This is a genomic window from Klebsiella sp. CN_Kp088 (genome assembly GCF_040064335.1).
Classification (GTDB): Bacteria; Pseudomonadota; Gammaproteobacteria; order Enterobacterales; family Enterobacteriaceae; genus Klebsiella; species Klebsiella aerogenes.
Window position 1 is genome coordinate 159,864 of sequence record NZ_JBEAIQ010000024.1, and the last position, 26,021, is coordinate 185,884.

Annotated in this window: 29 protein-coding genes; 17 read left to right on the plus strand and 12 right to left on the minus strand. The window is 52.0% G+C overall.

What is annotated here, in order from left to right; all coding sequences use genetic code 11:
* Nucleotides 1-108 precede the first annotated feature (108 nt).
* The gene (locus ABLV08_RS15165; protein ID WP_348856000.1) at nt 109-1,365 is read left to right on the plus strand and encodes a glycoside hydrolase family 18 protein; all 1,257 of its coding nucleotides are present in this window, start codon (nt 109-111) and stop codon (nt 1,363-1,365) included.
* A 79-nt stretch (nt 1,366-1,444) separates the two neighbouring features.
* Here the strand turns inward: ABLV08_RS15165 and ABLV08_RS15170 are convergent, their stop codons facing one another.
* Complete coding sequence (locus ABLV08_RS15170) at nt 1,445-1,723, minus strand: YeaC family protein (RefSeq protein WP_015366149.1); 279 nt, start codon at nt 1,721-1,723, stop codon at nt 1,445-1,447.
* 41 nt (nt 1,724-1,764) lie between these two features.
* Nucleotides 1,765-2,178 (minus strand): peptide-methionine (R)-S-oxide reductase MsrB, encoded by a 414-nt coding sequence (msrB, locus tag ABLV08_RS15175; protein ID WP_015705785.1) that lies wholly within the window; start codon nt 2,176-2,178, stop codon nt 1,765-1,767.
* Nucleotides 2,179-2,516: 338 nt separating this feature from the next.
* Between msrB and gapA the strand changes: the two genes are divergently transcribed.
* Nucleotides 2,517-3,512 carry a glyceraldehyde-3-phosphate dehydrogenase gene (gene gapA / locus ABLV08_RS15180; protein WP_004203784.1) on the plus strand — a complete coding sequence of 332 codons (996 nt, stop codon included), beginning with the start codon at nt 2,517-2,519 and terminating at the stop codon, nt 3,510-3,512.
* A gap of 71 nt (nt 3,513-3,583) precedes the next feature.
* The gene (locus ABLV08_RS15185; protein ID WP_015366147.1) at nt 3,584-4,468 is read left to right on the plus strand and encodes a D-hexose-6-phosphate mutarotase; all 885 of its coding nucleotides are present in this window, start codon (nt 3,584-3,586) and stop codon (nt 4,466-4,468) included.
* Nucleotides 4,469-4,520: 52 nt separating this feature from the next.
* Here the strand turns inward: ABLV08_RS15185 and ABLV08_RS15190 are convergent, their stop codons facing one another.
* Together ABLV08_RS15190 and ABLV08_RS15195 are read right to left on the minus strand one after the other, a co-directional pair.
* A complete protein-coding gene (locus ABLV08_RS15190) occupies nt 4,521-5,375 on the minus strand; it encodes an aldo/keto reductase (protein WP_020078537.1) in 855 nt (284 codons plus the stop codon).
* 92 nt (nt 5,376-5,467) lie between these two features.
* A complete protein-coding gene (locus ABLV08_RS15195) occupies nt 5,468-6,214 on the minus strand; it encodes a MipA/OmpV family protein (RefSeq protein WP_045374840.1) in 747 nt (248 codons plus the stop codon).
* Nucleotides 6,215-6,641: 427 nt separating this feature from the next.
* Between ABLV08_RS15195 and yeaG the strand changes: the two genes are divergently transcribed.
* From yeaG to ABLV08_RS15225, 6 genes are all read left to right on the plus strand, one after another.
* The gene (gene yeaG / locus ABLV08_RS15200) at nt 6,642-8,576 is read left to right on the plus strand and encodes a protein kinase YeaG (protein ID WP_015366145.1); all 1,935 of its coding nucleotides are present in this window, start codon (nt 6,642-6,644) and stop codon (nt 8,574-8,576) included.
* A gap of 117 nt (nt 8,577-8,693) precedes the next feature.
* Nucleotides 8,694-9,977 carry a YeaH/YhbH family protein gene (locus ABLV08_RS15205; RefSeq protein ID WP_015366144.1) on the plus strand — a complete coding sequence of 428 codons (1,284 nt, stop codon included), beginning with the start codon at nt 8,694-8,696 and terminating at the stop codon, nt 9,975-9,977.
* Nucleotides 9,978-10,615: 638 nt separating this feature from the next.
* Nucleotides 10,616-10,831 (plus strand): hypothetical protein, encoded by a 216-nt coding sequence (locus ABLV08_RS15210; RefSeq protein ID WP_041165555.1) that lies wholly within the window; start codon nt 10,616-10,618, stop codon nt 10,829-10,831.
* Between the two features lie 205 nt (nt 10,832-11,036).
* On the plus strand, nt 11,037-12,527 hold the full coding sequence (dgcJ, locus tag ABLV08_RS15215) for a diguanylate cyclase DgcJ (protein ID WP_045387704.1): 1,491 nt from the start codon (nt 11,037-11,039) through the stop codon (nt 12,525-12,527).
* 60 nt (nt 12,528-12,587) lie between these two features.
* Nucleotides 12,588-13,088: a YbaK/prolyl-tRNA synthetase associated domain-containing protein gene (locus ABLV08_RS15220; RefSeq protein ID WP_015366141.1), complete on the plus strand. Its 501-nt coding sequence runs from the start codon at nt 12,588-12,590 to the stop codon at nt 13,086-13,088.
* A gap of 137 nt (nt 13,089-13,225) precedes the next feature.
* Nucleotides 13,226-13,672 (plus strand): DUF441 domain-containing protein, encoded by a 447-nt coding sequence (locus ABLV08_RS15225; protein ID WP_015366140.1) that lies wholly within the window; start codon nt 13,226-13,228, stop codon nt 13,670-13,672.
* Here ABLV08_RS15225 and ABLV08_RS15230 read toward each other — a convergent pair.
* Nucleotides 13,656-14,447: a helix-turn-helix transcriptional regulator gene (locus ABLV08_RS15230; RefSeq protein ID WP_015366139.1), complete on the minus strand. Its 792-nt coding sequence runs from the start codon at nt 14,445-14,447 to the stop codon at nt 13,656-13,658. The genes ABLV08_RS15225 and ABLV08_RS15230 overlap by 17 nt on opposite strands.
* A 100-nt stretch (nt 14,448-14,547) precedes the next feature.
* Here ABLV08_RS15230 and ABLV08_RS15235 point away from each other — a divergent pair, with 100 nt between their 5' ends.
* On the plus strand, nt 14,548-15,729 hold the full coding sequence (locus tag ABLV08_RS15235) for a CynX/NimT family MFS transporter (protein ID WP_348856001.1): 1,182 nt from the start codon (nt 14,548-14,550) through the stop codon (nt 15,727-15,729).
* A 33-nt stretch (nt 15,730-15,762) separates the two neighbouring features.
* Here the strand turns inward: ABLV08_RS15235 and ABLV08_RS15240 are convergent, their stop codons facing one another.
* Nucleotides 15,763-16,455 carry a CTP synthase gene (locus ABLV08_RS15240; protein WP_032708321.1) on the minus strand — a complete coding sequence of 231 codons (693 nt, stop codon included), beginning with the start codon at nt 16,453-16,455 and terminating at the stop codon, nt 15,763-15,765.
* A gap of 140 nt (nt 16,456-16,595) precedes the next feature.
* Here ABLV08_RS15240 and ABLV08_RS15245 point away from each other — a divergent pair, with 140 nt between their 5' ends.
* Complete coding sequence (locus tag ABLV08_RS15245) at nt 16,596-16,943, plus strand: DUF488 domain-containing protein (RefSeq protein WP_032709964.1); 348 nt, start codon at nt 16,596-16,598, stop codon at nt 16,941-16,943.
* 10 nt (nt 16,944-16,953) lie between these two features.
* Here the strand turns inward: ABLV08_RS15245 and ABLV08_RS15250 are convergent, their stop codons facing one another.
* Nucleotides 16,954-17,202 (minus strand): DUF333 domain-containing protein, encoded by a 249-nt coding sequence (locus ABLV08_RS15250; RefSeq protein WP_015366135.1) that lies wholly within the window; start codon nt 17,200-17,202, stop codon nt 16,954-16,956.
* A 292-nt stretch (nt 17,203-17,494) separates the two neighbouring features.
* Here ABLV08_RS15250 and ABLV08_RS15255 point away from each other — a divergent pair, with 292 nt between their 5' ends.
* From ABLV08_RS15255 to ABLV08_RS15270, 4 genes are all read left to right on the plus strand, one after another.
* Nucleotides 17,495-18,517, plus strand: a complete 1,023-nt coding sequence (locus tag ABLV08_RS15255; RefSeq protein ID WP_045360497.1) for a sensor domain-containing diguanylate cyclase — start codon at nt 17,495-17,497, stop codon at nt 18,515-18,517.
* 47 nt (nt 18,518-18,564) lie between these two features.
* Nucleotides 18,565-18,666 (plus strand): YoaK family small membrane protein, encoded by a 102-nt coding sequence (locus tag ABLV08_RS15260; RefSeq protein WP_015705794.1) that lies wholly within the window; start codon nt 18,565-18,567, stop codon nt 18,664-18,666.
* A complete protein-coding gene (gene yoaJ, locus ABLV08_RS15265; protein ID WP_100279139.1) occupies nt 18,666-18,740 on the plus strand; it encodes a protein YoaJ in 75 nt (24 codons plus the stop codon). Before ABLV08_RS15260 ends, yoaJ begins: the two co-directional genes overlap by 1 nt.
* 133 nt (nt 18,741-18,873) lie before the next feature.
* Nucleotides 18,874-18,996, plus strand: a complete 123-nt coding sequence (locus ABLV08_RS15270) for a hypothetical protein (RefSeq protein ID WP_015366133.1) — start codon at nt 18,874-18,876, stop codon at nt 18,994-18,996.
* A gap of 47 nt (nt 18,997-19,043) precedes the next feature.
* On the opposite strand, the gene ABLV08_RS15275 is transcribed toward ABLV08_RS15270, so the two are convergent.
* From ABLV08_RS15275 to lpxP, 3 genes are all read right to left on the minus strand, one after another.
* On the minus strand, nt 19,044-19,307 hold the full coding sequence (locus ABLV08_RS15275) for a DUF2534 family protein (protein ID WP_015366132.1): 264 nt from the start codon (nt 19,305-19,307) through the stop codon (nt 19,044-19,046).
* Between the two features lie 114 nt (nt 19,308-19,421).
* On the minus strand, nt 19,422-20,060 hold the full coding sequence (gene leuE, locus ABLV08_RS15280) for a leucine efflux protein LeuE (protein WP_348856002.1): 639 nt from the start codon (nt 20,058-20,060) through the stop codon (nt 19,422-19,424).
* Nucleotides 20,061-20,151: 91 nt separating this feature from the next.
* On the minus strand, nt 20,152-21,066 hold the full coding sequence (lpxP, locus tag ABLV08_RS15285) for a kdo(2)-lipid IV(A) palmitoleoyltransferase (protein ID WP_015366130.1): 915 nt from the start codon (nt 21,064-21,066) through the stop codon (nt 20,152-20,154).
* A gap of 920 nt (nt 21,067-21,986) precedes the next feature.
* On the opposite strand from lpxP, the gene ABLV08_RS15290 reads away from it, so the two are divergent.
* Nucleotides 21,987-23,174: an HD domain-containing phosphohydrolase gene (locus ABLV08_RS15290; RefSeq protein WP_348856003.1), complete on the plus strand. Its 1,188-nt coding sequence runs from the start codon at nt 21,987-21,989 to the stop codon at nt 23,172-23,174.
* 74 nt (nt 23,175-23,248) lie between these two features.
* A complete protein-coding gene (locus ABLV08_RS15295; protein ID WP_213193678.1) occupies nt 23,249-25,033 on the plus strand; it encodes a diguanylate cyclase in 1,785 nt (594 codons plus the stop codon).
* Nucleotides 25,034-25,077: 44 nt separating this feature from the next.
* Here the strand turns inward: ABLV08_RS15295 and ABLV08_RS15300 are convergent, their stop codons facing one another.
* Together ABLV08_RS15300 and ABLV08_RS15305 are read right to left on the minus strand one after the other, a co-directional pair.
* Nucleotides 25,078-25,506, minus strand: a complete 429-nt coding sequence (locus ABLV08_RS15300; RefSeq protein ID WP_015705797.1) for a glycine zipper 2TM domain-containing protein — start codon at nt 25,504-25,506, stop codon at nt 25,078-25,080.
* A gap of 75 nt (nt 25,507-25,581) precedes the next feature.
* A complete protein-coding gene (locus tag ABLV08_RS15305) occupies nt 25,582-25,992 on the minus strand; it encodes a hypothetical protein (protein WP_072383772.1) in 411 nt (136 codons plus the stop codon).
* Nucleotides 25,993-26,021 lie beyond the last annotated feature (29 nt).

Sequence of the window (26,021 nt, forward strand, 5' to 3'; positions counted from 1 at the left end):
GCGAATCCCCAGGAGCATAGATAACTATGTGACTGGGGTGAGTGCACGCTGCCAAAGCATCTGCAGCTTGAAGTATGACGGGTATATCATTGTCAAAGAGGAACTCCGATGAAACTTTTGCCCTTGCTGGCAGCATTACCCCTGCTCTGCGCCTCTGTCGTTTCCGCGCAATCTTTCATGTCGGTCGGCTACTTCAACGGCGGCGGCGACGTCACCGCAGGCCCCGGCGGCGATATCGACAAGCTGGATGTCCGACAAATAACCCACCTTAACTACTCGTTCGGGCTTATCTACAACGATGAAAAAGACGAGACCAACGACGCGCTGAAAGATCCTGAGCATCTCCATCAAATCTGGCTGTCGCCAAAAGTACAGGCGGATTTACAAAAACTGCCGGCGCTACGCCAGCAAAATCCCGATCTGAAAGTCCTGCTCTCCGTCGGCGGCTGGGGCGCGCGTGGATTTTCCGGCGCGGCGGCCACGCCGGAAAGCCGGGCGGTGTTTATCCGTTCGGTTCAGCAGGTCATTAACCAATATGGCCTTGATGGCATCGATCTTGACTGGGAATTTCCGGTTAACGGCGCCTGGGGATTAGTGGCCAGCCAGCCGGCGGATCGCGATAACTTTACCGCGCTGCTGAAAGAACTACGTGCCGCCGTCGGCACTAAGAAACTGGTGACCATCGCCGTGGGCGCTAATGTTGAAAGTCCAAAAAGCTGGGTCGACGTGAAAGCGGTCGCCCCACAGCTGGACTACATCAATCTGATGACCTACGACATGGCCTACGGCACGCAATATTTCAACTCAAATCTGTATGACTCCCGCCACTGGCCGACCGTCGCCGCAGCGGATAAATACAGCGCCGATTTTGTGGTGAATAACTATCTGGCTGCTGGCCTCAAACCCAGCCAGATGAATCTCGGCATTGGTTTCTATGGCCGGGTACCGAAACGTGCCGTCGAGCCAGGGATTGACTGGAGTAAGCCAGACGCGCAGAAAAACCCGGCTACCCAGCCTTACTTCGGGGCGCAGCAAATCGAGTTGTTTAAATCGCTGGGTTATGACCTGAGCAAAGATACCTATGTGAAATACAACGATATTGTTGCCAAACTGCTCAACGATCCGCAGAAACGCTTTACTGAGCACTGGGATGACGAAGCGAAGGTGCCGTGGTTATCGGTAAACTCTGCCGATGGCAAAGCGCTTTTCGCCCTGTCCTACGAGAATCCACGTTCGGTGGCGATCAAAGCCGATTACATCAAGAGCAAAGGGTTAGCGGGCGGCATGTTCTGGGAATATGGCGCAGATGACAAAAACCAGCTTGCCCGACAACTGGCCGAGTCGCTAGGTATCAAGACGCAGTAAAACACACACCCCGGAAGCACTGCGCGACCGGGGTAACATGGAGAGCAGCCCGGCTAAACCGGGCGCTCTGTGCGGCAGGTTACTGCGGTTTGAACGTCGCAATCGGCTTCGGCACGATACCGAAATCCTCTTTCAATTGCTGTTTGCTCTTCATCACCATCTGACCGTTGGTGTCGATGGTCATATGCTGCGCATCCGTGTTGTTGCGCGCCTGCCACAACATCACCAGCTGCATGCTGTTTTCTTTTTGTTCCGGGGTCAGCGCAACGCCGTCCGGCCATTTTCCTAACTCCACCGCGGTGGCTAAACGTTGGTACAGTTCCGGCGTCATACTGGCAATAATTTGCTCGATATCCATCTTCTGCTCATCCGTCTTGGAATAATTTGCTGAATCGTTTCTTAGCCTTTAGTTCGCTCGCCGTTTTGCTCATCGGTGAAGCTTAAAGAGGCCGAATTGACGCAAAAACGCTCGCCGGTCGGCTGCGGGCCATCCGGGAAGACATGCCCCAGATGCGCATCGCAATTGCCGCAGCGAATTTCAGTACGCTGCATCCCGTGGGAGTAATCATTGAGATAACGAATCGCGTCGTCACTCACCGGCTCATAGAAGCTTGGCCAGCCACAGCCGGAGTCATACTTGGATTGTGAGTGAAATAGCGGCGCATCGCAGACCAGGCAGTGGTAGATGCCGTCTTTTTTGTTATGCAGCAACCGTCCGGTAAACGGCGGTTCGGTACCGTGATTCTGCGTCACATAAAACTGCATCTCGCTCAATTCTTGTTTGAGCTCGTCAGGAGATGGTTTATTAGCCATGTGATTACTTCTCGCTTTGAAAGGGCAACTTTACCCGTCGATTCTAACAAAACATTAACAATGAAACCTGTACTTTTGTTCTAAACTTATCCGATGCCATCAGGCAGCCAGATAATTGTGATACTAATCACATTTTTATCTTATATGACCTTTAAAATTCCGGACGCAGTCCCCATATGGAATTGGGCTCAAAGGGAGAGTGAGGCAAATCAATCGTGCAAAGGTCTGCTCAGGATTGATTTGTCGCAATGATTGACACGATTCCGCTTGACGCTGCGTAAGGTTTTTGTAATTTTACAGGCAACCTTTTATTCACTAACAAATAGCTGGTGGAATATATGACTATCAAAGTAGGTATCAACGGTTTTGGCCGTATCGGTCGCATTGTTTTCCGTGCTGCTCAGAAACGTTCTGACATCGAGATCGTTGCAATCAACGACCTGTTAGACGCAGAGTACATGGCTTACATGCTGAAGTATGACTCCACTCACGGTCGTTTCGACGGTACCGTTGAAGTGAAAGACGGTCATCTGGTCGTTAACGGTAAAAAAATCCGTGTTACCGCTGAACGTGACCCGGCTAACCTGAAATGGGATGAAGTTGGTGTTGACGTTGTTGCTGAAGCAACCGGTATCTTCCTGACCGACGAAACCGCTCGTAAACACATCACCGCTGGCGCGAAAAAAGTCGTTCTGACTGGCCCGTCCAAAGACAACACTCCGATGTTCGTTCGCGGCGCTAACTTCGACACTTACGCAGGCCAGGACATCGTTTCTAACGCATCCTGCACCACCAACTGCCTGGCTCCGCTGGCTAAAGTCATCAACGACAACTTCGGTATCGTTGAAGGCCTGATGACCACCGTTCACGCTACCACCGCAACTCAGAAAACCGTTGATGGCCCGTCTCACAAAGACTGGCGCGGCGGCCGCGGCGCAGCGCAGAACATCATCCCGTCCTCTACCGGCGCTGCTAAAGCGGTAGGTAAAGTACTGCCAGAACTGAACGGCAAACTGACCGGTATGGCGTTCCGCGTTCCGACTCCGAACGTATCCGTTGTTGACCTGACCGTTCGTCTGGAAAAAGCAGCGTCCTACGAAGAAATCAAGAAAGCAATCAAAGCGGCTTCTGAAGGCGCAATGAAAGGCGTTCTGGGTTACACCGAAGACGACGTTGTATCTACCGATTTCAACGGCGAAGTTTGCACTTCCGTGTTCGATGCTAAAGCTGGTATCGCACTGAACGACAACTTCGTGAAACTGGTTTCCTGGTACGACAACGAAACTGGTTACTCCAACAAAGTTCTGGACCTGATTGCTCACATCTCCAAATAAGTTGAGATGAACAAGTAATTAATAAGAGCGGCTTCGGTCGCTCTTTTTTTTGCCTGAAAGAGGATGGCGTAATGATTAATAAAATTTTTGCTCTCCCGGTGATTGAACAACTTTCTCCTGCATTCTCCCGCCGCAAGCTGGACGATCTTGAACTTATCGTCGTTGACCACCCGCAGGTAAAAGCTTCCGTCGCCCTACAGGGCGCTCACCTGCTCTCATGGCAACCGGCCGGTGAAGAAGAAGTTTTGTGGTTGAGCAACAATACCCCATTTAAAAGTGGCGTCGCCCTGCGCGGCGGCGTACCCATCTGCTGGCCATGGTTCGGTCCGTCAGCGCAACAGGGGCTGCCGTCGCACGGTTTTGCACGCAACCTGCCATGGGCGCTAAAATGCCAGGACGAAGATGAAAACGGCGTGATGCTGACCTTCGAACTGCAGAGCAGTGACGAAACCCGCAAATACTGGCCTCACGACTTCACGCTGTATGCGCGCTTCAAGCTGGGTAAGACCTGCGAGATCGAACTGGAAGCCCACGGCGAGTTTGAAACCACATCCGCCCTGCACACCTACTTCAACGTTGGCGATATCACGGCAGTCAAAGTGAGCGGCCTTGGCGATCGCTATGTCGATAAAGTGCTGAATGCAGAAGAAGGCGTGCTGAAAGACGGCATCCAGACCTTCCCGGACCGCACCGACCGCGTTTATCTCAATGCCGAAGCCTGCAGCGTGATTCATGATGACGTCCTGCAGCGCAACATCGACGTGATCCATCGCCATCACGGTAACGTCGTTGCCTGGAACCCGGGCCCGGCGCTTTCCGTCAGCATGGGCGATATGCCGGATGATGGCTACAAAACTTTTGTTTGCGTGGAAACCTGCTGCGTGACCGTGCCGCAGAAAGCCAGCGAAGAGAAACCCACTCGCCTGGCGCAGACCATTCGCGTTGTGAAGCGTTAATCAACGCGCAAAACCGGTAAACGAAAATGCCCGATAACCGTCGGGCGTTTTTTTAGACCATATCCAACGGTGTCTTTTTCGCAGGCCTTGGCCAGGCGTTATCCAGTCGCGCCAGCTCATCCGCCGAAAGCGTTATCGCCAACGCGCCCGCATTTTGTTCCACATGCGGTATCGAAGCCGCTTTCGGGATAGCCAGGACTCCCGGATGCCCGATCGCCCACGCCAGCAAAATTTGCGCCGCTGTCGCCTGATGCGCATCGGCAATCTCGTTTACAACGGGGTCATTCAGCAGGCCCTGGCGCAAACGCCCCGCCTGCGCCAGGGGACAATAGGCCATCACCGGCATCTGTTGCTGCTGGCACCAAGGTAGCAACTGCCGCTCAATTCCGCGCGAAGCAAGGTGATACAACACTTGATTGGTGGCGCAGCGCTGGCCGCCATCGACGCGCCACAGCGCCTGCATATCATCAATATCGAGATTCGACACGCCCCAGCGGCGGATTTTCCCCTGCCGGACCAGGCTTTCCAGCGCGGAGACCGTCTCCTGTAGCGGGAATTCGCCACGCCAGTGCAGCAGGTACATGTCCAGATAGTCCGTCTGTAAACGACGCAGACTGGCTTCACAGGCAACCTGCATTTTTTGCCCGCCAGCGTTCCACGGATAGACCTTTGACACCAGCGTCACTCGATCGCGCCGTCCGCGTAGCGCCTCTCCGACCACCTCTTCCGCGCCCCCGTCGGCATACATCTCAGCGGTATCAATAAGGGTCAGTCCAAGATCGATGCCCGCCTGTAGTGCAGCGATCTCTTGCTTACGCGAGTCCGGCTGTTCGCCCATATACCAGGTTCCCAGACCAATGACCGGTACGGCTGGCTGATCGCCGAAAGGTAAGGTTGTGTGCGCCATCGATGATCTCCTCTATGTGATGCACCACCGTATAGCAAAACAGGGCATAACGCCCTGTTTTGATGCACAAAAAAGTCTGTGGAAGTGCACCGTCAGAAGGTATAGGTGATCCCGGTCGAAATCAGGCCACTCCAGGATTTGTCCACCATCGGGCTATCGGTGATTTCGTCAGACAGACGAGTGTAACGGGCGATACCATAAACGCTCCAGTCGCCGAGGAAACGATAGTTCGCCGCCAGCTCCAGATACGGGTTCCAGCTGCTGTCAGGATCGTAGCTGCGCATGCCGCTGCGATTCGACTCATGCTTCGAGACGCCGTAGTAGTATTCGTTCTGATTGTCGCTGTTCCACTCCACGCCAATACCCGGCGTCAGGGTCAGGTTGCCGTTGGTATAACGGTACAGCCAGGCCAGATCCCATGTAATGCCATTGCTGTTGTCCAGCGTATCGCCGGCCAGCGTCGTACGCAGGAATCCGTACTGAGTGTTATGAACGTAGCTCAACCCCGCCATCATGGTGGATTTGCGGCGGTCCAGCTTGCGCATCTGCGAATTGTCGCTGTCGCCCGGCTTGAAATACATCGGCGACCAGTAAGCGGTCACGGACAGTTTGTCGTTGGTATCATTCCACAGGTAGTAGCCACCACCCAAACCGTGGAACCAGAAGTTATCACTTTCATAACTAATGACAGGTACCGGGTAAACATCTGCATCATATTGTTTATAAGGATGCTCGACGACGCCCACGCCGGCCCCCAGCGTTAACTTCCCGTCAGCGTGCACTGCGCCAGCTGACGTCGCGATGAACACACCCAGTGCCAGAAGTTTGATTTTAGTCACGATCCATATTCCTGTTGTCAAATAATTAGCGCGTGCAGTTTAACGTCGTAGAGGTCATGCCTCAAATGCTTTACTTGCTCTTACACTAAACCGAACAATTTCCCACTGCTTGATGACCGTCCTCTTGCGACTTCATGACACATTGATGAAAGGCTTTGGCAAGATATGCGAAAAATTGCCTGGTTTCCGGATGAGTTATTGATATGTCATTGAAATTGAGTTTTAGCGGCATGCAAGTTTTCTAAATGCATCTACGCTTAAATTTAGAAGGTGTAGTCGCAGAGCACGTTATCCAAATCGCTTCTGTAACCTGGCACGAGGGTTGCTGATAAGTAAAGGATGTCGTTCAGCCTGCTCCTTCCGGGGGCCCCTACTATTCATATGAACGGCTCTCAACCTGTGCTAAAAAACGAAAGGACGGCATGCCATGAATATATTCGATCACTATCGCCAGCGCTATGAAGCTGCCAAGGACGAAGAGTTCACACTGCAGGAGTTTCTTACCATCTGCCGGCAAGATCGCAGTGCTTATGCCAACGCGGCAGAGCGGCTATTGACGGCCATTGGTGAACCAGTCATGGTCGATACGGCCCTGGAGCCGCGGCTGTCCCGCCTCTTTTCAAACCGGGTTGTTGCACGCTATCCGGCGTTTGAAGAGTTCTATGGTATGGAAGATGCCATCGAGCAGATTGTTTCCTATCTGAAACATGCTGCGCAGGGTCTGGAAGAGAAAAAACAGATTCTGTATCTGCTGGGGCCGGTTGGCGGCGGTAAATCCTCGCTGGCGGAACGCCTGAAATCGCTGATGCAAAGGGTGCCAATCTACGTGCTGAGCGCGAATGGCGAACGCAGCCCGGTCAACGATCACCCTCTGTGCCTGTTTAACCCGCAGGAGGACGCGCAGATCCTCAATAAAGAATACGGCATTCCTAACCGTTATCTCGGCACAATTATGTCGCCGTGGGCGGCTAAACGCCTGCACGAGTTCGGCGGTGATATCACTAAATTCCGCGTCGTGAAAGTGTGGCCGTCAATCCTCGAACAGATTGCCATCGCCAAAACGGAACCCGGTGATGAAAATAACCAGGACATTTCGGCGCTGGTGGGGAAAGTGGATATCCGTAAACTGGAACACTATGCGCAAAACGACCCGGATGCCTATGGTTACTCCGGCGCGCTATGCCGCGCCAACCAGGGGATCATGGAATTCGTCGAGATGTTTAAAGCGCCGATTAAAGTATTGCACCCACTGCTGACGGCGACCCAGGAAGGCAACTATAACGGTACCGAAGGTATCTCCGCCCTGCCGTTCAACGGCATTATCCTCGCGCACTCCAACGAATCCGAGTGGGTGACCTTCCGTAATAACAAAAACAACGAGGCGTTCCTTGACCGTGTCTATATCGTCAAAGTGCCTTATTGCCTGCGCATCTCGGAAGAGATCCGTATTTATGAAAAACTGTTGAATAACAGTGAGCTGACCCATGCGCCATGCGCCCCAGGAACGCTTGAAACGCTGTCGCGCTTCTCTATTCTGTCGCGCCTGAAAGAGCCGGAAAACTCGAGCATCTACTCGAAGATGCGCGTCTATGACGGCGAAAGCTTGAAAGATACCGACCCGAAAGCGAAATCCTACCAGGAGTATCGTGATTACGCCGGCGTCGACGAAGGGATGAACGGTCTCTCTACCCGTTTTGCCTTTAAAATTCTCTCAAGGGTGTTTAACTTCGATCATGCCGAAGTGGCGGCCAACCCGGTCCATCTGTTCTACGTACTGGAACAGCAAATCGAACGCGAACAGTTCCCGCAAGAGCAGGCCGAACGTTATCTGGAATTCCTCAAAGGCTATCTGATCCCGAAATACGCCGAATTTATCGGCAAAGAGATCCAAACGGCGTATCTTGAGTCGTATTCCGAATATGGACAGAACATTTTTGACAGATATGTCACTTATGCAGATTTCTGGATTCAGGATCAGGAGTACCGCGATCCGGATACCGGACAACTGTTCGACCGTGAATCGCTGAATTCGGAACTGGAGAAAATCGAGAAGCCCGCCGGGATCAGCAACCCGAAAGATTTCCGTAATGAAATCGTCAACTTCGTGCTGCGCGCCAGAGCGAATAACAGCGGACGTAATCCGAACTGGACCAGTTATGAAAAACTGCGCACGGTTATTGAGAAGAAAATGTTCTCCAATACCGAGGAGCTGTTGCCGGTCATTTCGTTCAATGCCAAAACGTCTACCGACGAGCAGAAAAAACACGACGACTTCGTCGATCGCATGATGGAAAAAGGCTATACCCGTAAACAGGTGCGCCTGCTGTGTGAATGGTACCTGCGGGTACGTAAATCGTCCTGATAGCGACCAACCCGGTAGCCGCGGCTGCCGGGTTTCAGCACCACTGCTCGTATAACGAAAGACATCTACCCTAATCAACATCAGGGTACAGTTGGCAAATGCAGTACAGGAGGGCATATGACCTGGTTCATAGACCGACGCCTGAACGGGAAGAACAAAAGCGCTGTCAATCGTCAGCGCTTTCTGCGCCGTTACAAGGCGCAGATAAAGCAGTCGATCTCCGAAGCCATCAATAAACGTTCGGTGACCGATATCGACAGCGGTGAATCCGTCTCCATTCCGACGGACGATATTAACGAGCCGATGTTTCATCAGGGGCGCGGCGGGCTTCGTAATCGCGTCCATCCCGGCAACGATCACTTTGTGCAGAACGACCGTATTGAACGCCCTCAGGGCGGCGGCGGCGGAGGCGGCGGTGGTCAGGGGCAAGCCAGCGCCGATGGCGAGGGCCAGGATGAATTCGTCTTTCAGATTTCGAAAGATGAATATCTTGACCTGCTGTTTGAAGATCTGGCCCTTCCCAACCTGAAGAAAAACCAGCAACGCCAGTTGAACGAGTTCAAAACCCATCGTGCGGGTTTTACCGCCAACGGCGTGCCGGCCAATATCAGCGTGGTGCGTTCATTGCAGAATTCGCTGGCGCGGCGAACCGCGATGACCGCCGGTAAACGGCGCGAACTGCGGGCGCTGGAAGACGATCTCGATACCATTGCCAAAAGCGAACCAGCGCAGTTGCTGGAAGAGGAGCGGCTACGTAAAGAGATTGCGGAACTACGGGCTAAAATTGAGCGCGTGCCGTTTATCGACACCTTTGATTTACGCTATAAAAACTATGAGAAACGACCGGAGCCTTCAAGTCAGGCGGTGATGTTCTGCCTGATGGATGTTTCTGGTTCAATGGACCAGTCCACCAAAGACATGGCGAAACGTTTTTACATTCTGCTGTATTTGTTCCTCAGCCGGACCTATAAAAACGTTGAAGTAGTCTATATTCGCCACCACACCCAGGCGAAAGAGGTGGATGAACATGAGTTTTTCTACTCCCAGGAAACCGGCGGTACGATTGTTTCAAGCGCCTTGAAGTTGATGGATGAGGTTGTTAAAGCCCGCTATGACCCGGCGCAGTGGAATATTTACGCCGCGCAGGCGTCGGATGGCGATAACTGGGCAGACGACTCGCCGCTGTGTCATGAACTGCTGGCGAAGAAAATTTTGCCGGTGGTTCGTTACTACAGCTATATCGAAATCACCCGCCGCGCTCACCAGACTCTGTGGCGCGAATATGAACATCTGCAGGCGACGTTTGAGAATTTTGCTATGCAGCATATTCGCGATCAGGAAGATATTTATCCGGTGTTCCGCGAACTGTTTCATAAACAAGGCGCGACCAGTAATACTTAGCCTCATAAATCAGCCAGATAAATACCCGTTCTGGCTGATTTTTCTGTAACTAAAACACATTAATAGCCAGCCACAGTTCCGTTCATTTACATTTCGATAATTGTCGAATTAATCCTTTACGCATTGGGCCTCTGGACGGCTAAAATAAATCTTGCACTATTTTTTCTACTATGCGTTAATGGCTACGTCGATTTGAAAGACAGAAAGATATTACCCAAGCAGTTACTCACACCTCCAGGCGCTATCGCTGATACCACCTTTCCTGAGTCTCTCCAATAGTATTAAGATTCTTCTGCAAATCAAATCCTGTATGCTTTGATACATTATAAAAATTGGATAGAAGATGACTAATAAGATTTATGACTTAGTAAAACGGTTAAACGCCGGCTAAATTTGATGCGAACTTCTGATTTACGATAACGATGACGGCTTTGACCTGAGTAGATAAATAAGAAGCATCTCATTCAAATCAACACAAAATGGCATAAATTGATAACATAATCTGTCAGCTATGCTATTTTTAGTAGTAACGCAAAATATTTTTCCGTTTTGCAGTTCAGCCCACCAGAAATTTACATATTCATCTGTGGGTAAGTGACAAAATGTAAAAAAACATAATAATATAAAAGGATAAAATTATGATTAACAATATTCATTTCCGATGCCCGTGCTGCCATGGGTCACAATACAGAACCTCACATTTTGACGTGAGCGAAAAAAACCCCTTCGGCGCGAAATGCATTTTTTGCAAATCCGACATGGTGACTTTTGACAATATCGAATCTATCGATGTTTATCAGCCTGTCATGTCACAACTCGCCGGAAGCAAAATGTTTGCCTCCGCCGCCTCATGAGTGGCCTTTGGCCAGTCCTGCGCACTCTTCAGACACGCGTCATGAAGAGTGCCGCATTTTAGTTAGTCTGCCCTGCCTCATTCTCCACACCTACACTACCTGTCAGCATAGTTAATCTGACCAGCCGTTCGTTCACCCACGCTCTGGTAGCCTGTTTATCCACTATGATAAAATCAGCTAAACGGGTAAGACGAATCCAAACATCATGAAATTACAGAATAAATTACTGCGACATGTTATTTCCGCAGGCGTTGTGGTGTTGACGTCTTCTTTTCTTGTATACGAATTAATCGCTACCCACCGCGATATGTCAGGCTATATGCGATACATCATAGAAAAAGGAGAATCGACCTTTCTCTATGATAAGTATCAGAATCAACTCATCATCTCTCAGTTTCTGCGTAAGCTGGATACTCCCCCAAACCAAACAGAGGTAGAACAGGTCTGCAATAGCGTACAACACAACGGGGATGTCAGTGGTTTGAATATCGCCGGATATACCTATCCCCAGTTGCATGGCACGCTAAGCGCCGCGCATGCCGACTGCGGCAAGTGGCGTGGCGATATTCCTGCACTCCAGGCATTCGATCGCGCGGTTGCCAAAAATGATAGCTGGCAGCCAGAGGTTCCCGCGACGCTCAAATCTGAAAAACGCTTTCGCTATTACATAGACCTGGTAAATAAATACATCTACTTTTATGCGCCCGTCAGAATTAAAAGTAATCCGATACAGAACTGGAATTTTCTTCAGGACAGTAAACTGGGTATTAGCCAGGCCAGCCTTGATGGTTTAGAACAGGGTCGTTCGCTCATCTCGACCGTGTATGTTGATGCGATGACGGGAAAGAATATTTTATCGTTTTTAACGCCAGTGTATTTCAAGGATAAGCTGAAAGGCGTAGTGATGGTCGATGTGACCGCGCAAGAGATTGAGGCCTTGTTATACACCAGCGACCGACCTTTGGTGTGGCGCTATCTGGATATTACCTTGAAGGATTCCGATACCGGCGCACTCATTGAGGTACATCATAGTAAAACGCACCTGTTGAATTACGCCCATTACACCCATCAGGTAGCAGAAAACTTACGGATAACTCTGTCTCTGGATGTTATGTATTTTCTGCTCAGTTCGTGGAAACTCTTCCTGTTTTATTTACTCTCTACCGCCGCATTACTGCATCTGGTGCGGGTTCATTTCCGCCTTTATAACTCGGTATCGAAAGAGAATATCAGCGATACCATGACCGGCCTTTATAATCGTAAAATCCTTACCACGATGCTCGAGTCGCGCCTGCAACGACTTACCGCGCAAGGGGTTAACGTGGTAACGATGGCCCTTGACTGCGATGGACTGAAAAAGATCAACGATACCTGGGGGCATAACGCCGGCGACGAAGCGATTATTCTACTGGCGCAGGCTATTTCCGCATCCATTCGTAGCAGCGATTATGGCGTGCGCTTAGGAGGCGATGAGTTCTTTCTAATTCTGATCGATTATCCGGAAGCTGAAGCGGAAAATATCCCGGTGAGGATCCGGCAATATCTGGCGATTCATGACCATCAACAGCGCGTCGATTTCTCCTGGGGCGCAGAAAGTCTTGCGCCAGAACAGTCGCTCAGCGAAGCAATGAAAGCTGCCGATGCGCGCCTGTATATGAACAAAAAGCAGAAAAAAAGCCCCGGCATTCGCAGATAAGTTTTCATTACCGCCGCGCGGGGTTAAGCTTTGCCTTTTCTGTAGAGGAACCATCGCAACATGCAATCGCCAGAGACCGCCGACATACACCAGCAATTATGCCGCCTCCTTGATGAGCAACAGGCCCGCTATCGGGTCATGGAACATGAAGCCGTTGGTAAATGTGAAGCCGTATCTGCAATCCGCGGTACCGCGCTGGGACAGGGTGCCAAAGCGCTGGTCTGTAAAGTGAAAGGTAATGGGGTAAACCAGCACGTGCTGGCTATCCTTGCCGCCGATCAGCAGGCCGATTTATCTCGCCTGGCGCAGCATATCGGCGGCAATAAAGCCTCACTCGCCAGCCCGGCAGAAGTCGATGCCCTTACCGCCTGCGTATTCGGCGCCATTCCGCCGTTTAGCTTCCACCCTAAGCTAAAACTGGTCGCCGACCCGTTGCTGTTCGAACGTTTTACAGAGATAGCCTTTAATGCCGGCCTGCTGGAAAAATCGATCATTATGAATACCGAGGATTATCTGCGTATCGCCCGCCCTGAGCTGGTCGCGTTCCGTCGCGTCATTTAGATCGTCGGTATGCGACAAGGTTCGTGGGCGGCGCTGGTAGCCTTATTTGCAGCAAATAAATTAAAAGCCTGTTTATTCACGCGATTATGCGTAGAGTAAGCAGGTTTTCTTTTTTTATTTTGGCAAGGACCTCTGGCATGTTCGATACAACCCTGTTTATTTTGCTGGGGCTGGCGGCACTCGGCTTTATCAGCCATAACACCACTGTCGCTATCTCAATACTGGTGCTCATCATCGTACGGGTGACACCGCTTAACGTTTTCTTCCCCTGGATTGAAAAGCAGGGGCTGAGCATCGGTATCATCATTCTGACCATCGGCGTGATGGCTCCCATCGCCAGCGGAACGTTACCGCCCTCGACGCTGATTCACTCTTTCGTCAACTGGAAGTCACTGCTGGCGATTGCCGTGGGCGTGTTCGTCTCGTGGCTTGGCGGACGCGGAGTCGCGCTCATGGGTTCGCAGCCTCAACTGGTCGCCGGGCTGCTGGTGGGTACCGTGCTGGGCGTGGCGCTATTTCGCGGCGTCCCGGTCGGGCCGCTTATCGCCGCCGGTATTATTTCGCTTTTTATCGGAAAGGCTTAGCCAAACTGGCGTGGTAGCGGCCCGGCGTTTGCCCTAACCCTTTTTTGAACATGGTGATAAAGGCGGTTGTTGAATCATAACCGAGCGTCTGGGCGGTTTGCTGTACCGTCTGTCCGCGCACCAACATCTGCAGCGCCAGGATCAGCTGAAGTTGGTGCCGCCAGCGGCGAAAGCTAAGCCCGGTCTCCCGCACCACCAGCCGCGCCAGGTTGCGTTCGCTCATAGCGAACGCCGCCGCCCACTGCGAGAGCGTCTGCCAGTGTGCCGGATCGCGGGCCATGGTGTCGGCCATCCGGCGGATCTTCGGATGTCCTGAAACCGGCAATTGCAGATGTTCTTGCGGTTGTTGCGGTAGCTCATCAAATAATACCTGCACCAGGCGCTGCGTAGGCGGCGCGTCAAGCGCCTCCCTGCCGCGTTCCGCAAGGGTCATAATCAACTCTCTCACCAGGGGAGAGATTTTTAACGTGCAGCAATGCTCAGGCATCGGCGCCGCCCCCGGTTCTATGAACAAAAAGCACACCTGTGCCCCTGGCGTTGCGCGATTGCTGTGTGGAAGCAGGCCAGGAACCCACACCGCATACAGCGGCGGCACCATCCACATGGCGTTATCCACTTCGCAGGTTAAAGCGCCGTGCAACGCGAGGATCAGTTGACCTTTGCGGTGCTGATGGCGCGGAATGAACTGCTCGTCGTCCACCACCTGAATGCGAAACGCCAGCGCCGCTTCATGTCCGCTGTCTGGTTCATAGCCGTCTAAACCCAGTCCAATCATTAAATTGTCCGATATTAGCGATAATCTGTCATTTTAGCTTGATTCAAACAACCGTTAAACAGGCTATTGTTACGACCCTGTTTATTAGTCTGAGAACGTTATGAGTCCTGTTTCTTCCTCTGCCAACGGCAAAAAACTGCTGCTGATTGTCGGAATTTTATTTATCGCCGCCACGCTACGGGTAACTTTCACCGGTATCGCCCCACTGCTGGATGCGATACGCGCTGAATACCAACTGACGACGGCGCAAACCGGGCTGCTCACGACCCTGCCGCTGCTGGCCTTCGGGCTGGTCTCTCCGCTGGCGGCCGGCGTCGCCCGCCGATTCGGCATAGAGCGTAGCCTGCTGCTGGCGATGGTGATTATTTGCCTCGGGATCGGATTACGTTCCCTCCCCTCAGCAGCCTGGCTGTATATTGGTACGGCGCTCATTGGCTGCGGAATCGCGCTGGGCAACGTGCTGCTGCCAGGGTTAATTAAGCGTGATTTTTCCGGCCATGTCGCTCGTATGACCGGCGCCTACTCCATTACCATGGGCGCAGCGGCGGCGGCAGGTTCCGCGATGGTGGTGCCGCTGGCGCTGGCGGGTTTTGGCTGGCGCGGCGCACTGCTGCTACTGATGGTTTTCCCGCTGTTGGCGCTATTACTCTGGCTGCCGCAGGCGCGCCGCCAGGCTACCACGCCGATGACCGGATCGGGTGCCGCGCACAATCGGGGGATCTGGCGTTCAGCGCTGGCGTGGCAGGTCACGCTGTTCCTTGGGATTAACTCACTGGTCTATTACGTTATCGTCGGTTGGCTGCCCGCAATCCTGCAGAGTATGGGCTACAGCGAAGCGCAGGCTGGCTCTCTGCATGGCCTGTTGCAGTTGGCAACCGCCGCGCCGGGCCTGGCCATCCCGCTGGTACTCCATCGCCTGAAAGATCAGCGCGGCATCGCCGTGCTGGTAGCCTTAATGTGCGTAGTAAGCACGCTGGGATTATGGTTACTGCCCGGTCAGGCGGTGATCTGGACATTGATTTTTGGCTTCGGATCCGGCGCCACCATGATCCTTGGCCTGACGTTTATTGGTCTACGCGCCAGCTCAGCGCATCAGGCCGCGGCCCTCTCCGGCATGGCGCAGACTATTGGTTATCTGCTGGCTGCCTGCGGACCGCCGCTCATCGGTAAAATCCATGATGCTTACGGCGGCTGGCATATACCGTTACTCATCGTCGCACTCATCGCAGTGGTCATGGCGCTGTTCGGCGCCCTTGCCGGAAGGGCGCGCGAAATTCATTAATCACAAGAGTCGGCAGCCAGGGCTGCCGATTTTTTATTGCCGGGCCGCGTGCAGGAAAGCCTGTACCAGCGGCGCCGGGCGCCCTTCCAGCGCGTTGCGCTCGTGCTGGAACAGCGTGGCGACGAAGAACGGATGGGTAGTTAACTCCACGGCGCGGATCTCGCCGTTCTCATCCCAACCGGTCACCCGCAGCGCGCCCTGCTCCAGTTCATGGGCAAAGCTTTCGGCAATGCCGTAGTTACAATGATATCCCTCTTCAATGCTGTCACGGCCATAAGCGCGGGCAATCAGCGTGTTCGCGCGCAGCTCGATAGCGTCTGATTTTTCCACCAGCGAACAGCTTAATGGCGCAATGACCATTCGCCCTTCGCTATCGGTTTCGGCGTGCGCCGCATCCTGCCATCCCATAACATTACGGGCGTATTCGATAATCGCGTGCTGGAAGCCGCCGCAGGTACCGAGGAACGGAATGCTATTTTCGCGGGCGTAGCGAATGGCGATAAATGCGCCCTCGGCGTTTTTATACGGGCTGGCGGGAACCACCCAGATGGCGTCATAATCGGTGAGCCAGTCTGCGCTGGTAATCTCGCTGGTGGCTATCCAGTCATAACTCACCGGTTGTTCCAGAACCGCGGCAGCGTCATCGATAGCCAGCGGAATCGCCTTATGGGCAATCACATCAGGGTTATAATCGCCAACAAGGGCAATGCGCAAAGGGGTGTTCATAGCAGGATCCTTATGTCTGAGGATTATCGGGCAACACAAGGAACCTCAGATTAGCGATATCATTCGCGGAACACAATGGTTATTTAGCGGCACGCTGCACGGGCAAGCCGCCAGATAGACATAACGAGGGGAGAATAATGATGATTCAATGTAAACGCGTTTATGACCCTACAGAGGCCAACGATGGTTACCGCGTGCTGGTCGATCGCCTGTGGCCACGCGGAATAAAAAAAGAGGATTTGCATTATGACGAATGGTGTAAAACCCTGACGCCTTCCAGCGATTTACGCAAGGCTCTTCACGGAGAAGCGATTGACTTCTCTCACTTCCGCCAGCAGTACCGCGAAGAGCTTGAAACCCATCGCGATGAAGGGCTACGGCTCGCCAAATTGGCCAATCAGCAACCCTTAACGCTGCTCTACGCGGCCAAAGATACGCAACAAAACCATGCGCTGGTGCTGGCGGAGTGGCTGAAAAGCTTAATCTAACGGCGGCGAATTATTTCTTCGCCGGATGATCGCGCCGCCACAGTTCCCATTCATCGAGCGTTTCGCCACTGGGAAGTTTACAGTCGGTGCGTACGCCCTGAGGTGTCTGGACCGGAACCTGCTTACCGCCCTTCTGGTCGCAATAGACGGCGGCCGGATTCGCCATGCCGATCGAATTTGGCGGCGGCGGCGCATCAGGCTGTTGTGACTGAGCGCAGCCCGCTAGCATCAGCGGCAACATCATTACTATCCACTTCATAATTACTCCTGTTTTATTCAAAGCGACCTTTCGCCCTGAATCTCCACGGTTTCTCCATTTTAACTACACTTTTGCCCTTTAGAGTAGCGCTCGTTCTCGAATTGACCAGAGAACAGATCATTCCATAATCAATGAGTTTTGCCCCATCGCCCCCGATGGGGCTTTTTTTTACCGTCGCGATAGCAGATATCCCCCTGCTAAATGTGATACATTCGTTATAAATATGTTTGTTATTAGCTGTTCGCTGCGCCAGCTCGCAGTACTGCGCTAACCTCCGGGGGCCGTTTCATTCATGTCAGACTTCATTCTTGCCCGCGTCTCACAGACGCTTGCTACCGAACGAACGCTCGAAACGTTGGTGCGACAACTGCTGGAAATGCTGGAACTGGTGACTCGTATGGAGTCCACATACCTGACGCGGGTTGATTTAGAAGCACAGCGCCAGTTAGTCATGTATGCCCACAACAGCAGCGAAATGCAGATCCCGGAAGGTTTTTCCGTTCCCTGGGACGAGTCGCTTTGCAAACGCGCAATCGATGATAACTGTATATTTTGCAACGAGGTTGGCCAACGCTGGCGGTCCTGCACCGCCGCGCAGGAACTCGGGATCGCCACGTTCTTTAGTATTCCCGTCCATCTTGCCGATGGTTCGTTATATGGTACGTTGTGCGCCACCAGCCGCGTCAAACAGCCCTATAATCTGGAAGGCGAGCAGGTAATGACATTGTTCGCCGGCCTGATCTCCCATTACGTGGAGAAAGAGACGCTGGTTCAGCAACTGCGTAGCGCAAATGCGGCGCTGGAGATGCACTCCAATACCGATGAACTGACCGGTCTGGCCAACCGCCGCGCGTTGTTTAAACATCTTAAAACACTGTTTACCCAAGCTCGCGCCCAGCAGCGCAGGCTCCTGCTTATTTTTATCGACCTCGACGATTTTAAAGCGATTAACGATAAACTGGGCCACCCCTGCGGCGACAGTTTTCTCATCCAGATAGGTGAACGATTAAGTGCCAACGTACGTAACGAAGATACCGTTGGCCGCCTCGGCGGCGATGAGTTTTTAATCATTGGCCCGGCACTTGAATCCCCTGAGCAGGAAGCGTTTATTGCCCACCTGCGCCAGCAGCTTACCGGGCGTTACCGCCTGGCCGGATACGGTATAGAATACCCTGGCGCCAGCTTTGGGATCATCGATGTCGATCCGCAGAATATGGACGTTGAACAGGCGCTACGCGCAGCGGATGAGGCTATGTACCACGACAAAAACGCACGCCGCATGCTGACCATTTTCGATATCGACCAGAAAGCATAACTTTCCAGTATGATAGATAACATTACGTTAAGAGACAGGAACTAAGCATGAAATTGGGTATTCTTTTTCCGGTGGTGATTTTCATTGTCGCCGTGGTCTTTCTGGGCTGGTTTTTTGTTGGCGGCTATGCGGCGCCAGGGGGGGCATGATGAAAAAGACAACCATCATTATGATTATTGTCGCCATCGTGGTGGTCGCCGGCACCGAATTGGGCTGGTGGTAATCTCAAATTTTCCCGCCGCCCCGGTATTGCGGAGTTGTCTTATCTACTCAATAAGTTAAGACGATACACTCATTTCATCAGCCGCTTCGCTATGTTTATGCAGCAAAGCGGGCATTAACTGGAGAAGTGAGTAATGAAAAAACCGATGGTGTTACCGTTGATTATTGCGCTGTGCACGCTGTTATCGGGATGTATCGTGGATGATGGTTATCATCATCGACACCACCACCACCATCATCATGATCGTGGCTGGTGACAGATAGGATCATTCAAAAAGGCGAACAAGAGTTCGCCTTTTTGCATTTAGTCCTGACGGTCAGAACCTAAAAACAGAAAGCCCAGCGGGATAGCAAATAACACGGTGAACACGGTACTGTAAACCATCACCATCGCCCCCTGCAGGAAGAACATCGAGGTTGTCCACTCCGAGTACGGCATGTTGTACTCGCTCACCACGCCACCGAACGTTGCGCGGCCCACGACGGCAAGCGCAATGGCAAAAACTGTCGCCATCGACAACAGAAACTTCTTGCCGTTTTTATTACTGAGGATTTTTTGCAGAATCATCCGGGTTCCCTTCTCTGTGAGCGATAATCGGCTGTATATGTAACACCAATGCAATAAAAATTGAAGGGTTTTTGTTACAACACAGCGATTATCGCTGGCAGAACGTTTTCAGGATCAGGACTGCAGCGTCGCCAGGCGGGCGGCAAAACCCACAAAGACCAGACCGATAAGGCTGTTGCCCAATTTCGCCAGTTTCTTTTTGGTTTTCACATAGCGCGTCACAAACGAGCCAGAAAAGATAAGGAAGCTCATATAGATAAAGCTAATGATCTCCAGCGTCAGCGCCAGGATAAAGAACGCGATGCCCGGCGATGTCGCATTAACGTCAATGAACTGGACGAAAAAAGAGACATAGAAAAGAATCGCTTTCGGGTTAGTCAGGCTCAGGGTTAACGAGCGTTTGAGGATGGCGCTCCCCGGCTCAGCATCGGCGGCATCTTGCCCCTCGCGCTGTTTAAATACCGAGTAGAGCATTTTGGCGCCCAGCCAAAGCAGATAAATCGCGCCAAGATAGCGCACAATATTAAACAGCACCGGTGTCGTTTTGATAAGCGTCGCAACGCCAGCAAAAGCCAGGAACATCAGAACCGCATCGCCGATAAACACGCCAGCGGCGGCAAGGTATCCTTTCTTAACGCCGTGCGCGATACCGGTTTTCAGTACAAAAAAAGTATTGGGACCTGGTACGAGAATGATAAAAATAGCCCCGACCAGGTAGGTCAGATAATTCAAAACACCAAACTCAGCGAACACGCTGCACTCCTTCGCTTTCAACAAAAAGTATGATCCGGCTCACGTTAACGCAACTGCGGTCATTTTGAAAGCATGGAGCGCAAGTGTTGTACTAATATACCGAGGTTTCGCCAAGCGGGCGGGTTTTGAACCGGCGATGCACCCACAGGTATTGCTCTGGTGCACGCAGGATTTCTCGTTCGATGACCTTGTTGATATAACTGGCGGCAATCTGTTTATCTTCGCCGGGGTAATCATTCATCACTTCACTGATATGCAGGCTGTAGCCTTTTCGATCCAGCTTGCGCACCATACTGATACTCAGCATTTTTGAACCGGAGAGGCGCGACAGCACCCAGGTACCATTAGTCGTCGCCGCCTGTGGAACCGAGAAGAACGGCGCAAATACGCTGCCCTTCGGGCCGTAATCCTGATCCGGCGCAAACCACACCGCCTCACCGGATTTCAGCGCATGCACCAGCCCGGAAAGATTACGGCGGTCGATCATTGCTTTATTCGATCGCAGACGAGCGCGAGTCTGCACCCACTCCATAAGCGGACTATTGTGCGGGCGATACGTCGCCATCATCGGACGACACAAGCCCATTGCTCGGCCGCCCAACTCCAGTGACATAAAGTGGATGCCAACAACCATCACGCCTTTATCGGCGCTGAGCGCATTATTCAGATTGGCGATGCCTTCGACGTCAAACCACTTCTTAACGCGTTCATCGCTCCAGAACCACGCCATACCCGTTTCAATAAGCCCCATGCCGAGGGACATAAAGTTCTCTTCCAGCAGCTTTTCACGAGCCGCGCTGGACATTTCCGGGAAGCACAGCTCAATGTTACGCCGGGCGATATGTTCCCGACGCTTCAGGAAGCGACGCGATAGCCGCCCTGCGCTGGTGCCGAGCGTATGTAAAACGGGATAAGGTAGTTGGACGATTAACCAAAGAATGGCCAGGCCAAACCAGGTCACCCAATAGCGGGGAAGCAGTAGATTTTTTTTAAAGGCGCAAGACATGGTTTTTCCTGTAAACATTAAAATATAGGGTAACGCTTAAGGAAAAAACGAGTCCTTTCATCCGTCATTAGGCGATACAACGAGTAAGACAATAGTAATCCTGGTAAATTCACGGCAGCAAGAAAAAATTGCACTTAACGCTAAAATACATAATAGACACACAGATGTTACAAAATGTAAAGTAAAAATGAAGTCCGTTCATTCATATTTACGCTGATAATCATTTTCGCGCTAATGATTTTTTCTGATATAGGAATGAACTTAAACTGCTATCTGGCGATTTTACAAACACAACTTCACGCAGGCCACTGCTGACGCCCCCTCCCGGCACATCACAGCCCGAACTCAAACGGTCAACAAACATTCAAGCATCGAATTCATTCACTAAAAATCATCACTGTAGATAATAATATTTACAGGACGCACTGACTAATTATAATTTTAGTTATTGTGAAATATAAATAAGAACAAGATTATTTATGCTTACTGATGAATACTGACAAAAATATATAATTGAGACTAATAGTCACGTTTGCAACAATATAAATTATACCATAACTGTTATTTTTCGCCCTTTTCAGGCAATAAAACTCCATGACCAATGCCTCCTCGCCAAATAGAGGCGAACAAAACATGAGAGCGGATTTGCACATGCTCCAACCCGCCCTTACAGCGCCGCGAAAGGTGATGTAAAAGCAATCAGTTCTCATCACAGGTAGATATGAATCAAACTGTGAAGAGATTCATCACGCTATTACCACAATGAAAGCGACTATGTGAGCTAAAATGAGTTGTTCACATAAGTTGGGTGGCGTTTGAGTCTGGCGTCGATTCACCTGTCAGGCGCCAGGGGGATTTGATCGTGCTTGCCGGCGCCACAGGATTAACGGCAACAGCGGATTGCATGGACGGAGAGAAAAATGCGTATTGCCTTAAAGTCGGCTTTAATGCTGGTCACGCGCGTCATTAACGCCATCAACCCAAGGCTGGATCTGCATCTACAGCGCACGGCGCTGATAAGCTACAAATTATCGCTGGCGTTGGATCTTCCTGCGTCGCAACAAAAAACCATCTTTCTGGCTGCGCTGCTACATGATATCGGCGTGCTTGGCGATAAGCGGCGCATTGATTCGCTAAACGCGATAGACAACCTTTATGACCCGCACCAAATCCGTGGCGTACAGATGCTTGCCGGGCTGGATACTTTTACCCCTATCAGCCCTATTATTGGCGATCACCACTTCAGCCCAAGCCGCAAAGGCAATCTGGAGCAGCATATCGTCTATTTCGCGGACTGTTTTGAGCGTCTACTCCCTTCGCAAGGCGTCGTTGCCCCGGACCAACAAAGTGCTCTCATCGCCCGCTTTGTCGCTGACTATCGCGACATCGATCCTCCACTTTGCGATAGACTATGCGAACTGGCGCAACACCCTACCTTCTGGCGCCATATGCAAGCAGAGCATATTCAGCGGTTGCTGGAGATCGTCGGGCCGATTAATGACGTATATATTGACATCGATGGTCTAAAAGATATTTGTTTGTTGATCGCCAAAATTGTCGATACCTACAGTAGTTTCACCGCCAGCCACAGCATCATGGTTGGCGAAATTTCTTATGCCCTCGCCGTCTATATGCATCTGCCGCCGCCGGTGTGCCACAAAATTGAAATTGCCGGCTATTTGCATGATATCGGCAAAATATATATTCCACTGGCGATCCTCGAAAAACAGGCTGAACTTAGCGATGACGAAGCACAATTGATCCGCGAGCATAGCTATATGACCGGTGAAATATTACGAGATTTCACCGATCTGGCGGAAATCATCGATTGGGCCGCTAACCATCATGAGAAACTCGATGGCAGCGGCTACCCGCTGAATTTAAATCATCGTTATTTACAACTTCCGGACAGAATTATCGCCGTTGCGGATATCTTTACCGCGCTCGTTGAGGATCGCCCGTATCGGCTCGGCATGCCGTATCAGGAGGCGTTACATCTTATAGAAGCTGATGTTATAAATGGCGCTCTGGATAACGATGTGTATCTTGTATTGCGCCAGCATGCCCAGGCGCTACATCACCTCGTCACCCGCATACCGCGCGTCTGATCCTTCCGGTTGGCTACAGGGCTCTATAATAAAAATACCCATTTCTCATTCATCTGCCTGCAAGGAAATACCCGGTGAGAATCGCCACCATGACTAACTGGGCCTACGGGATCACCGTAGGGCTGACCATTGCATCCGGTATGGCGATGCTAATGGCTTCCGGCGCCGATCGCGCTGAACGCCAGGCTGTACAACAACGGGATACGTTCGTTCGTCTCGCCGATGAGGTAGAACGCGATGCGTGGGAGCTTTCGGACCTCACGCGACTGTATGTCATCGAAAAACAACCGGAGACGCTGCAACAGTATCGTCAGCAGATCCAAACGCTCGAATCAATTGAAAATCGGTTGCTTAAACTAAAAGACATTGGCGCCAGCCAGCAGGAACTGGCGCTGTTGCACGATGGTCTGCGTATTGCCGATGAATTACAAGATGAACAGCAGACCGCGATCGATCGCGTCGCTCGTGGCGAAGAGAAAGAGGCGATTTTGCAGGTTTACGGTAAGCCTTATGAGCAGGAGCTGGAGCGGGTGCAAACGCAAATCGATCATTTCCGCCTGCTGCTGGAAGGACGAACAAACAACGCCATGCAGCAAGCGACTGAAAAATCACGCCTCTGGCGGACGCTTTCGGAAGCGATGGTTGGCCTGACCGCCTTGATGTTTTTATTTGTTCTCGGCTTTATTCTCAAACGCCGGGTGCTCACCCCTGTGGTACGACTCAGCGATGTGGTACAACGTCTGGCATCGCAGGATTATGCCGTCGAACCACCACACTTCAAACAGATCGATGAAATTGGCGATATGGCGCAGGCGATCCGCATCTTTCGCGAAAATGGCCTTGCCCGCCAGCGCCTTGAACAACAACGCGATGCCGACTGGGCCGTTCGTGACCTGCTGGCGCGCATGACTCAACGCTTGCAGGGATGTGAGTCATTTGAGGATGTGGTGAAGGTCGCTGAACTTTTCGCCCCCAATATCGCGCCGGGCGTTCCTGGCCGACTGTATATTCTTGATACCGATCCCTGGCAAATGCGCTGCGTCGCGCAGTGGCTTTCGCCGCCGGACGAGGCGGCCGTGTTTTATCCCGATAAGTGCTGGGCAGTACGTCGAGGCCTGAGCCATCCGCCGGTTAACGGCGAACCGGACATCGCCTGCTATCATCTGCCGCAAGAATGCAATGAGCAATCATTGTGTGTTCCACTTATCGCGCAGGGTGAAGCCATTGGCCTGCTCTCTTTTCGTAATGTCACTAGTGAGACAGCCCCCTCTCGCGCTTATCTTGAACTCATGGCGGAAGCGTTGGGCCTGGCGCTATCCAACCAGCGTCTGCGCAATGCTCTGCTGGAAAAAGCGTTGTTTGATTCTCTGACCGGGTTGCGAAACCGCCATCATCTTGAGGAAGCGCTGCATACGCAGATGAATCTGGCGGTGCGCAACAACAGCCCGCTGAGCTGCCTGATGATCGATATCGATCACTTTAAGGCGGTTAACGATAATTACGGCCATGAGGCGGGCGATCTGGTGATTAAAAACGTCGCGGCGATCATCCAGCGCGCGGTACGCGATCTTGGCATGGCATTCCGCTATGGCGGCGAAGAGTTTTTAGTGCTGCTTTCCGGCAGCGATGAGGCCAGCGCAGAAGCCTGCGCGACTGAAATTTACAATAATGTGAGAAGTATGACTTTACGCTGCGGGCTGACGGATATAGGCCAGGTGAATGTTTCTATCGGTATTGCCAGCTATCCGCAACACGCGCAAAGCGACAGCCTGCTACGTGCCGCAGATGCCGCGTTGTATCGGGCGAAAGAGCTGGGACGTTCGCGGATAATCCGCTTTGATATGCTGAAATCGGCATAACATGTCACCCCAAACGGGAGTGTATTGGCTCCCATTTACCTGCGTTACACCGACTTATCCACCCGGGTATCATTTCCCGACGTCAGGATGCGCACCTTATCTCCCTTGTTGAAGATAAGCCGACCGTCGTATCCCTGTAGCACCTGTATCACCTGACCGCTACTGGTTTTGATTAACAGTTCAACCTGCTGAGCACCCTGCTGCCGATCCTGGTGATAGCGAGAGGCGCCAGCTCCGGCCAGAGCGCCTGCGGCGGTCATCGCCGTCTGGCCTTTTCCGTTGCCGAACTGATGGCCGACCACGCCGCCCAGCGTTCCTGCCGCGAGCGTACGAAGCGGCTGGCGCTGATGCGGAGTGCTAATAATATGGCTTTCCTGTACGACGCCATAATCAACCAACGTTTTAGTCCCGGCGACGCCAGCCTGGCTAAACAACGCGGCCATTCCCAGCGCAATAAAGAGAAACTTCTTCATGATGACACCCTTGTCTTTTCATTGAGGAAAGTCATTAGCTATGCTCCGCTGGGTAGCGGAGCATGCGAACGTTGCTTAGTTGAGAGCCTGCTGCAGATCTTTTTTTACCTGCTCACGTTGTTCAGCCGTCAGCACCTGATTAATGCCGAAGTAATATTTCACGCGGTAATAACGCGTCTGCTGATCCAATTGCGCAAAAGCGGCTAGCTGCTGTTTTACTTTCGCATCGTCCCATTTACCGGACTGAATCACACCAACCAGAGCACCATCCTGGTAACCACCAATTTTGATATTTTTGAGGTTTGTTTCCAGCTCCTGACGCAGGGCCTGAATTTTGCTGACCTGATCATTGCTCAGCTTGAGATGTTGTACCACCGGGTCCTGGGATAACGGCGGCACTTCGGCTGTCGTCGCGGCCTGAGCGGCAACGGAAAGACCCGCAGTCATCACTACGGCGGCCAGGGTGTTACGTAAGAAAGTATTCACGATAAATTGTCCTTAATACGCTTTATAAA

Excerpts from the sequence above, each read along its gene's own strand:
- ABLV08_RS15250 (WP_015366135.1), bottom strand. The coding sequence starts at position 17,202 with ATGAAGTGGATAGTAATGATGTTGCCGCTGATGCTAGCGGGCTGCGCT.
- ABLV08_RS15185 (WP_015366147.1), top strand. The coding sequence starts at position 3,584 with ATGATTAATAAAATTTTTGCTCTCCCGGTGATTGAACAACTTTCTCCT.
- ABLV08_RS15225 (WP_015366140.1), top strand. The coding sequence starts at position 13,226 with ATGTTCGATACAACCCTGTTTATTTTGCTGGGGCTGGCGGCACTCGGC.
- ABLV08_RS15170 (WP_015366149.1), bottom strand. The coding sequence starts at position 1,723 with ATGGATATCGAGCAAATTATTGCCAGTATGACGCCGGAACTGTACCAA.
- ABLV08_RS15290 (WP_348856003.1), top strand. The coding sequence starts at position 21,987 with ATGCGTATTGCCTTAAAGTCGGCTTTAATGCTGGTCACGCGCGTCATT.
- dgcJ (WP_045387704.1), top strand. The coding sequence starts at position 11,037 with ATGAAATTACAGAATAAATTACTGCGACATGTTATTTCCGCAGGCGTT.
- ABLV08_RS15240 (WP_032708321.1), bottom strand. The coding sequence starts at position 16,455 with ATGAACACCCCTTTGCGCATTGCCCTTGTTGGCGATTATAACCCTGAT.
- ABLV08_RS15230 (WP_015366139.1), bottom strand. The coding sequence starts at position 14,447 with ATGATTGGACTGGGTTTAGACGGCTATGAACCAGACAGCGGACATGAA.
- lpxP (WP_015366130.1), bottom strand. The coding sequence starts at position 21,066 with ATGTCTTGCGCCTTTAAAAAAAATCTACTGCTTCCCCGCTATTGGGTG.
- ABLV08_RS15210 (WP_041165555.1), top strand. The coding sequence starts at position 10,616 with ATGATTAACAATATTCATTTCCGATGCCCGTGCTGCCATGGGTCACAA.
- msrB (WP_015705785.1), bottom strand. The coding sequence starts at position 2,178 with ATGGCTAATAAACCATCTCCTGACGAGCTCAAACAAGAATTGAGCGAG.
- ABLV08_RS15245 (WP_032709964.1), top strand. The coding sequence starts at position 16,596 with ATGATTCAATGTAAACGCGTTTATGACCCTACAGAGGCCAACGATGGT.
- ABLV08_RS15190 (WP_020078537.1), bottom strand. The coding sequence starts at position 5,375 with ATGGCGCACACAACCTTACCTTTCGGCGATCAGCCAGCCGTACCGGTC.
- ABLV08_RS15220 (WP_015366141.1), top strand. The coding sequence starts at position 12,588 with ATGCAATCGCCAGAGACCGCCGACATACACCAGCAATTATGCCGCCTC.
- ABLV08_RS15300 (WP_015705797.1), bottom strand. The coding sequence starts at position 25,506 with ATGAAGAAGTTTCTCTTTATTGCGCTGGGAATGGCCGCGTTGTTTAGC.
- ABLV08_RS15275 (WP_015366132.1), bottom strand. The coding sequence starts at position 19,307 with ATGATTCTGCAAAAAATCCTCAGTAATAAAAACGGCAAGAAGTTTCTG.
- ABLV08_RS15255 (WP_045360497.1), top strand. The coding sequence starts at position 17,495 with ATGTCAGACTTCATTCTTGCCCGCGTCTCACAGACGCTTGCTACCGAA.
- gapA (WP_004203784.1), top strand. The coding sequence starts at position 2,517 with ATGACTATCAAAGTAGGTATCAACGGTTTTGGCCGTATCGGTCGCATT.
- ABLV08_RS15260 (WP_015705794.1), top strand. The coding sequence starts at position 18,565 with ATGAAATTGGGTATTCTTTTTCCGGTGGTGATTTTCATTGTCGCCGTG.
- ABLV08_RS15165 (WP_348856000.1), top strand. The coding sequence starts at position 109 with ATGAAACTTTTGCCCTTGCTGGCAGCATTACCCCTGCTCTGCGCCTCT.
- yeaG (WP_015366145.1), top strand. The coding sequence starts at position 6,642 with ATGAATATATTCGATCACTATCGCCAGCGCTATGAAGCTGCCAAGGAC.
- ABLV08_RS15270 (WP_015366133.1), top strand. The coding sequence starts at position 18,874 with ATGAAAAAACCGATGGTGTTACCGTTGATTATTGCGCTGTGCACGCTG.
- ABLV08_RS15205 (WP_015366144.1), top strand. The coding sequence starts at position 8,694 with ATGACCTGGTTCATAGACCGACGCCTGAACGGGAAGAACAAAAGCGCT.
- ABLV08_RS15235 (WP_348856001.1), top strand. The coding sequence starts at position 14,548 with ATGAGTCCTGTTTCTTCCTCTGCCAACGGCAAAAAACTGCTGCTGATT.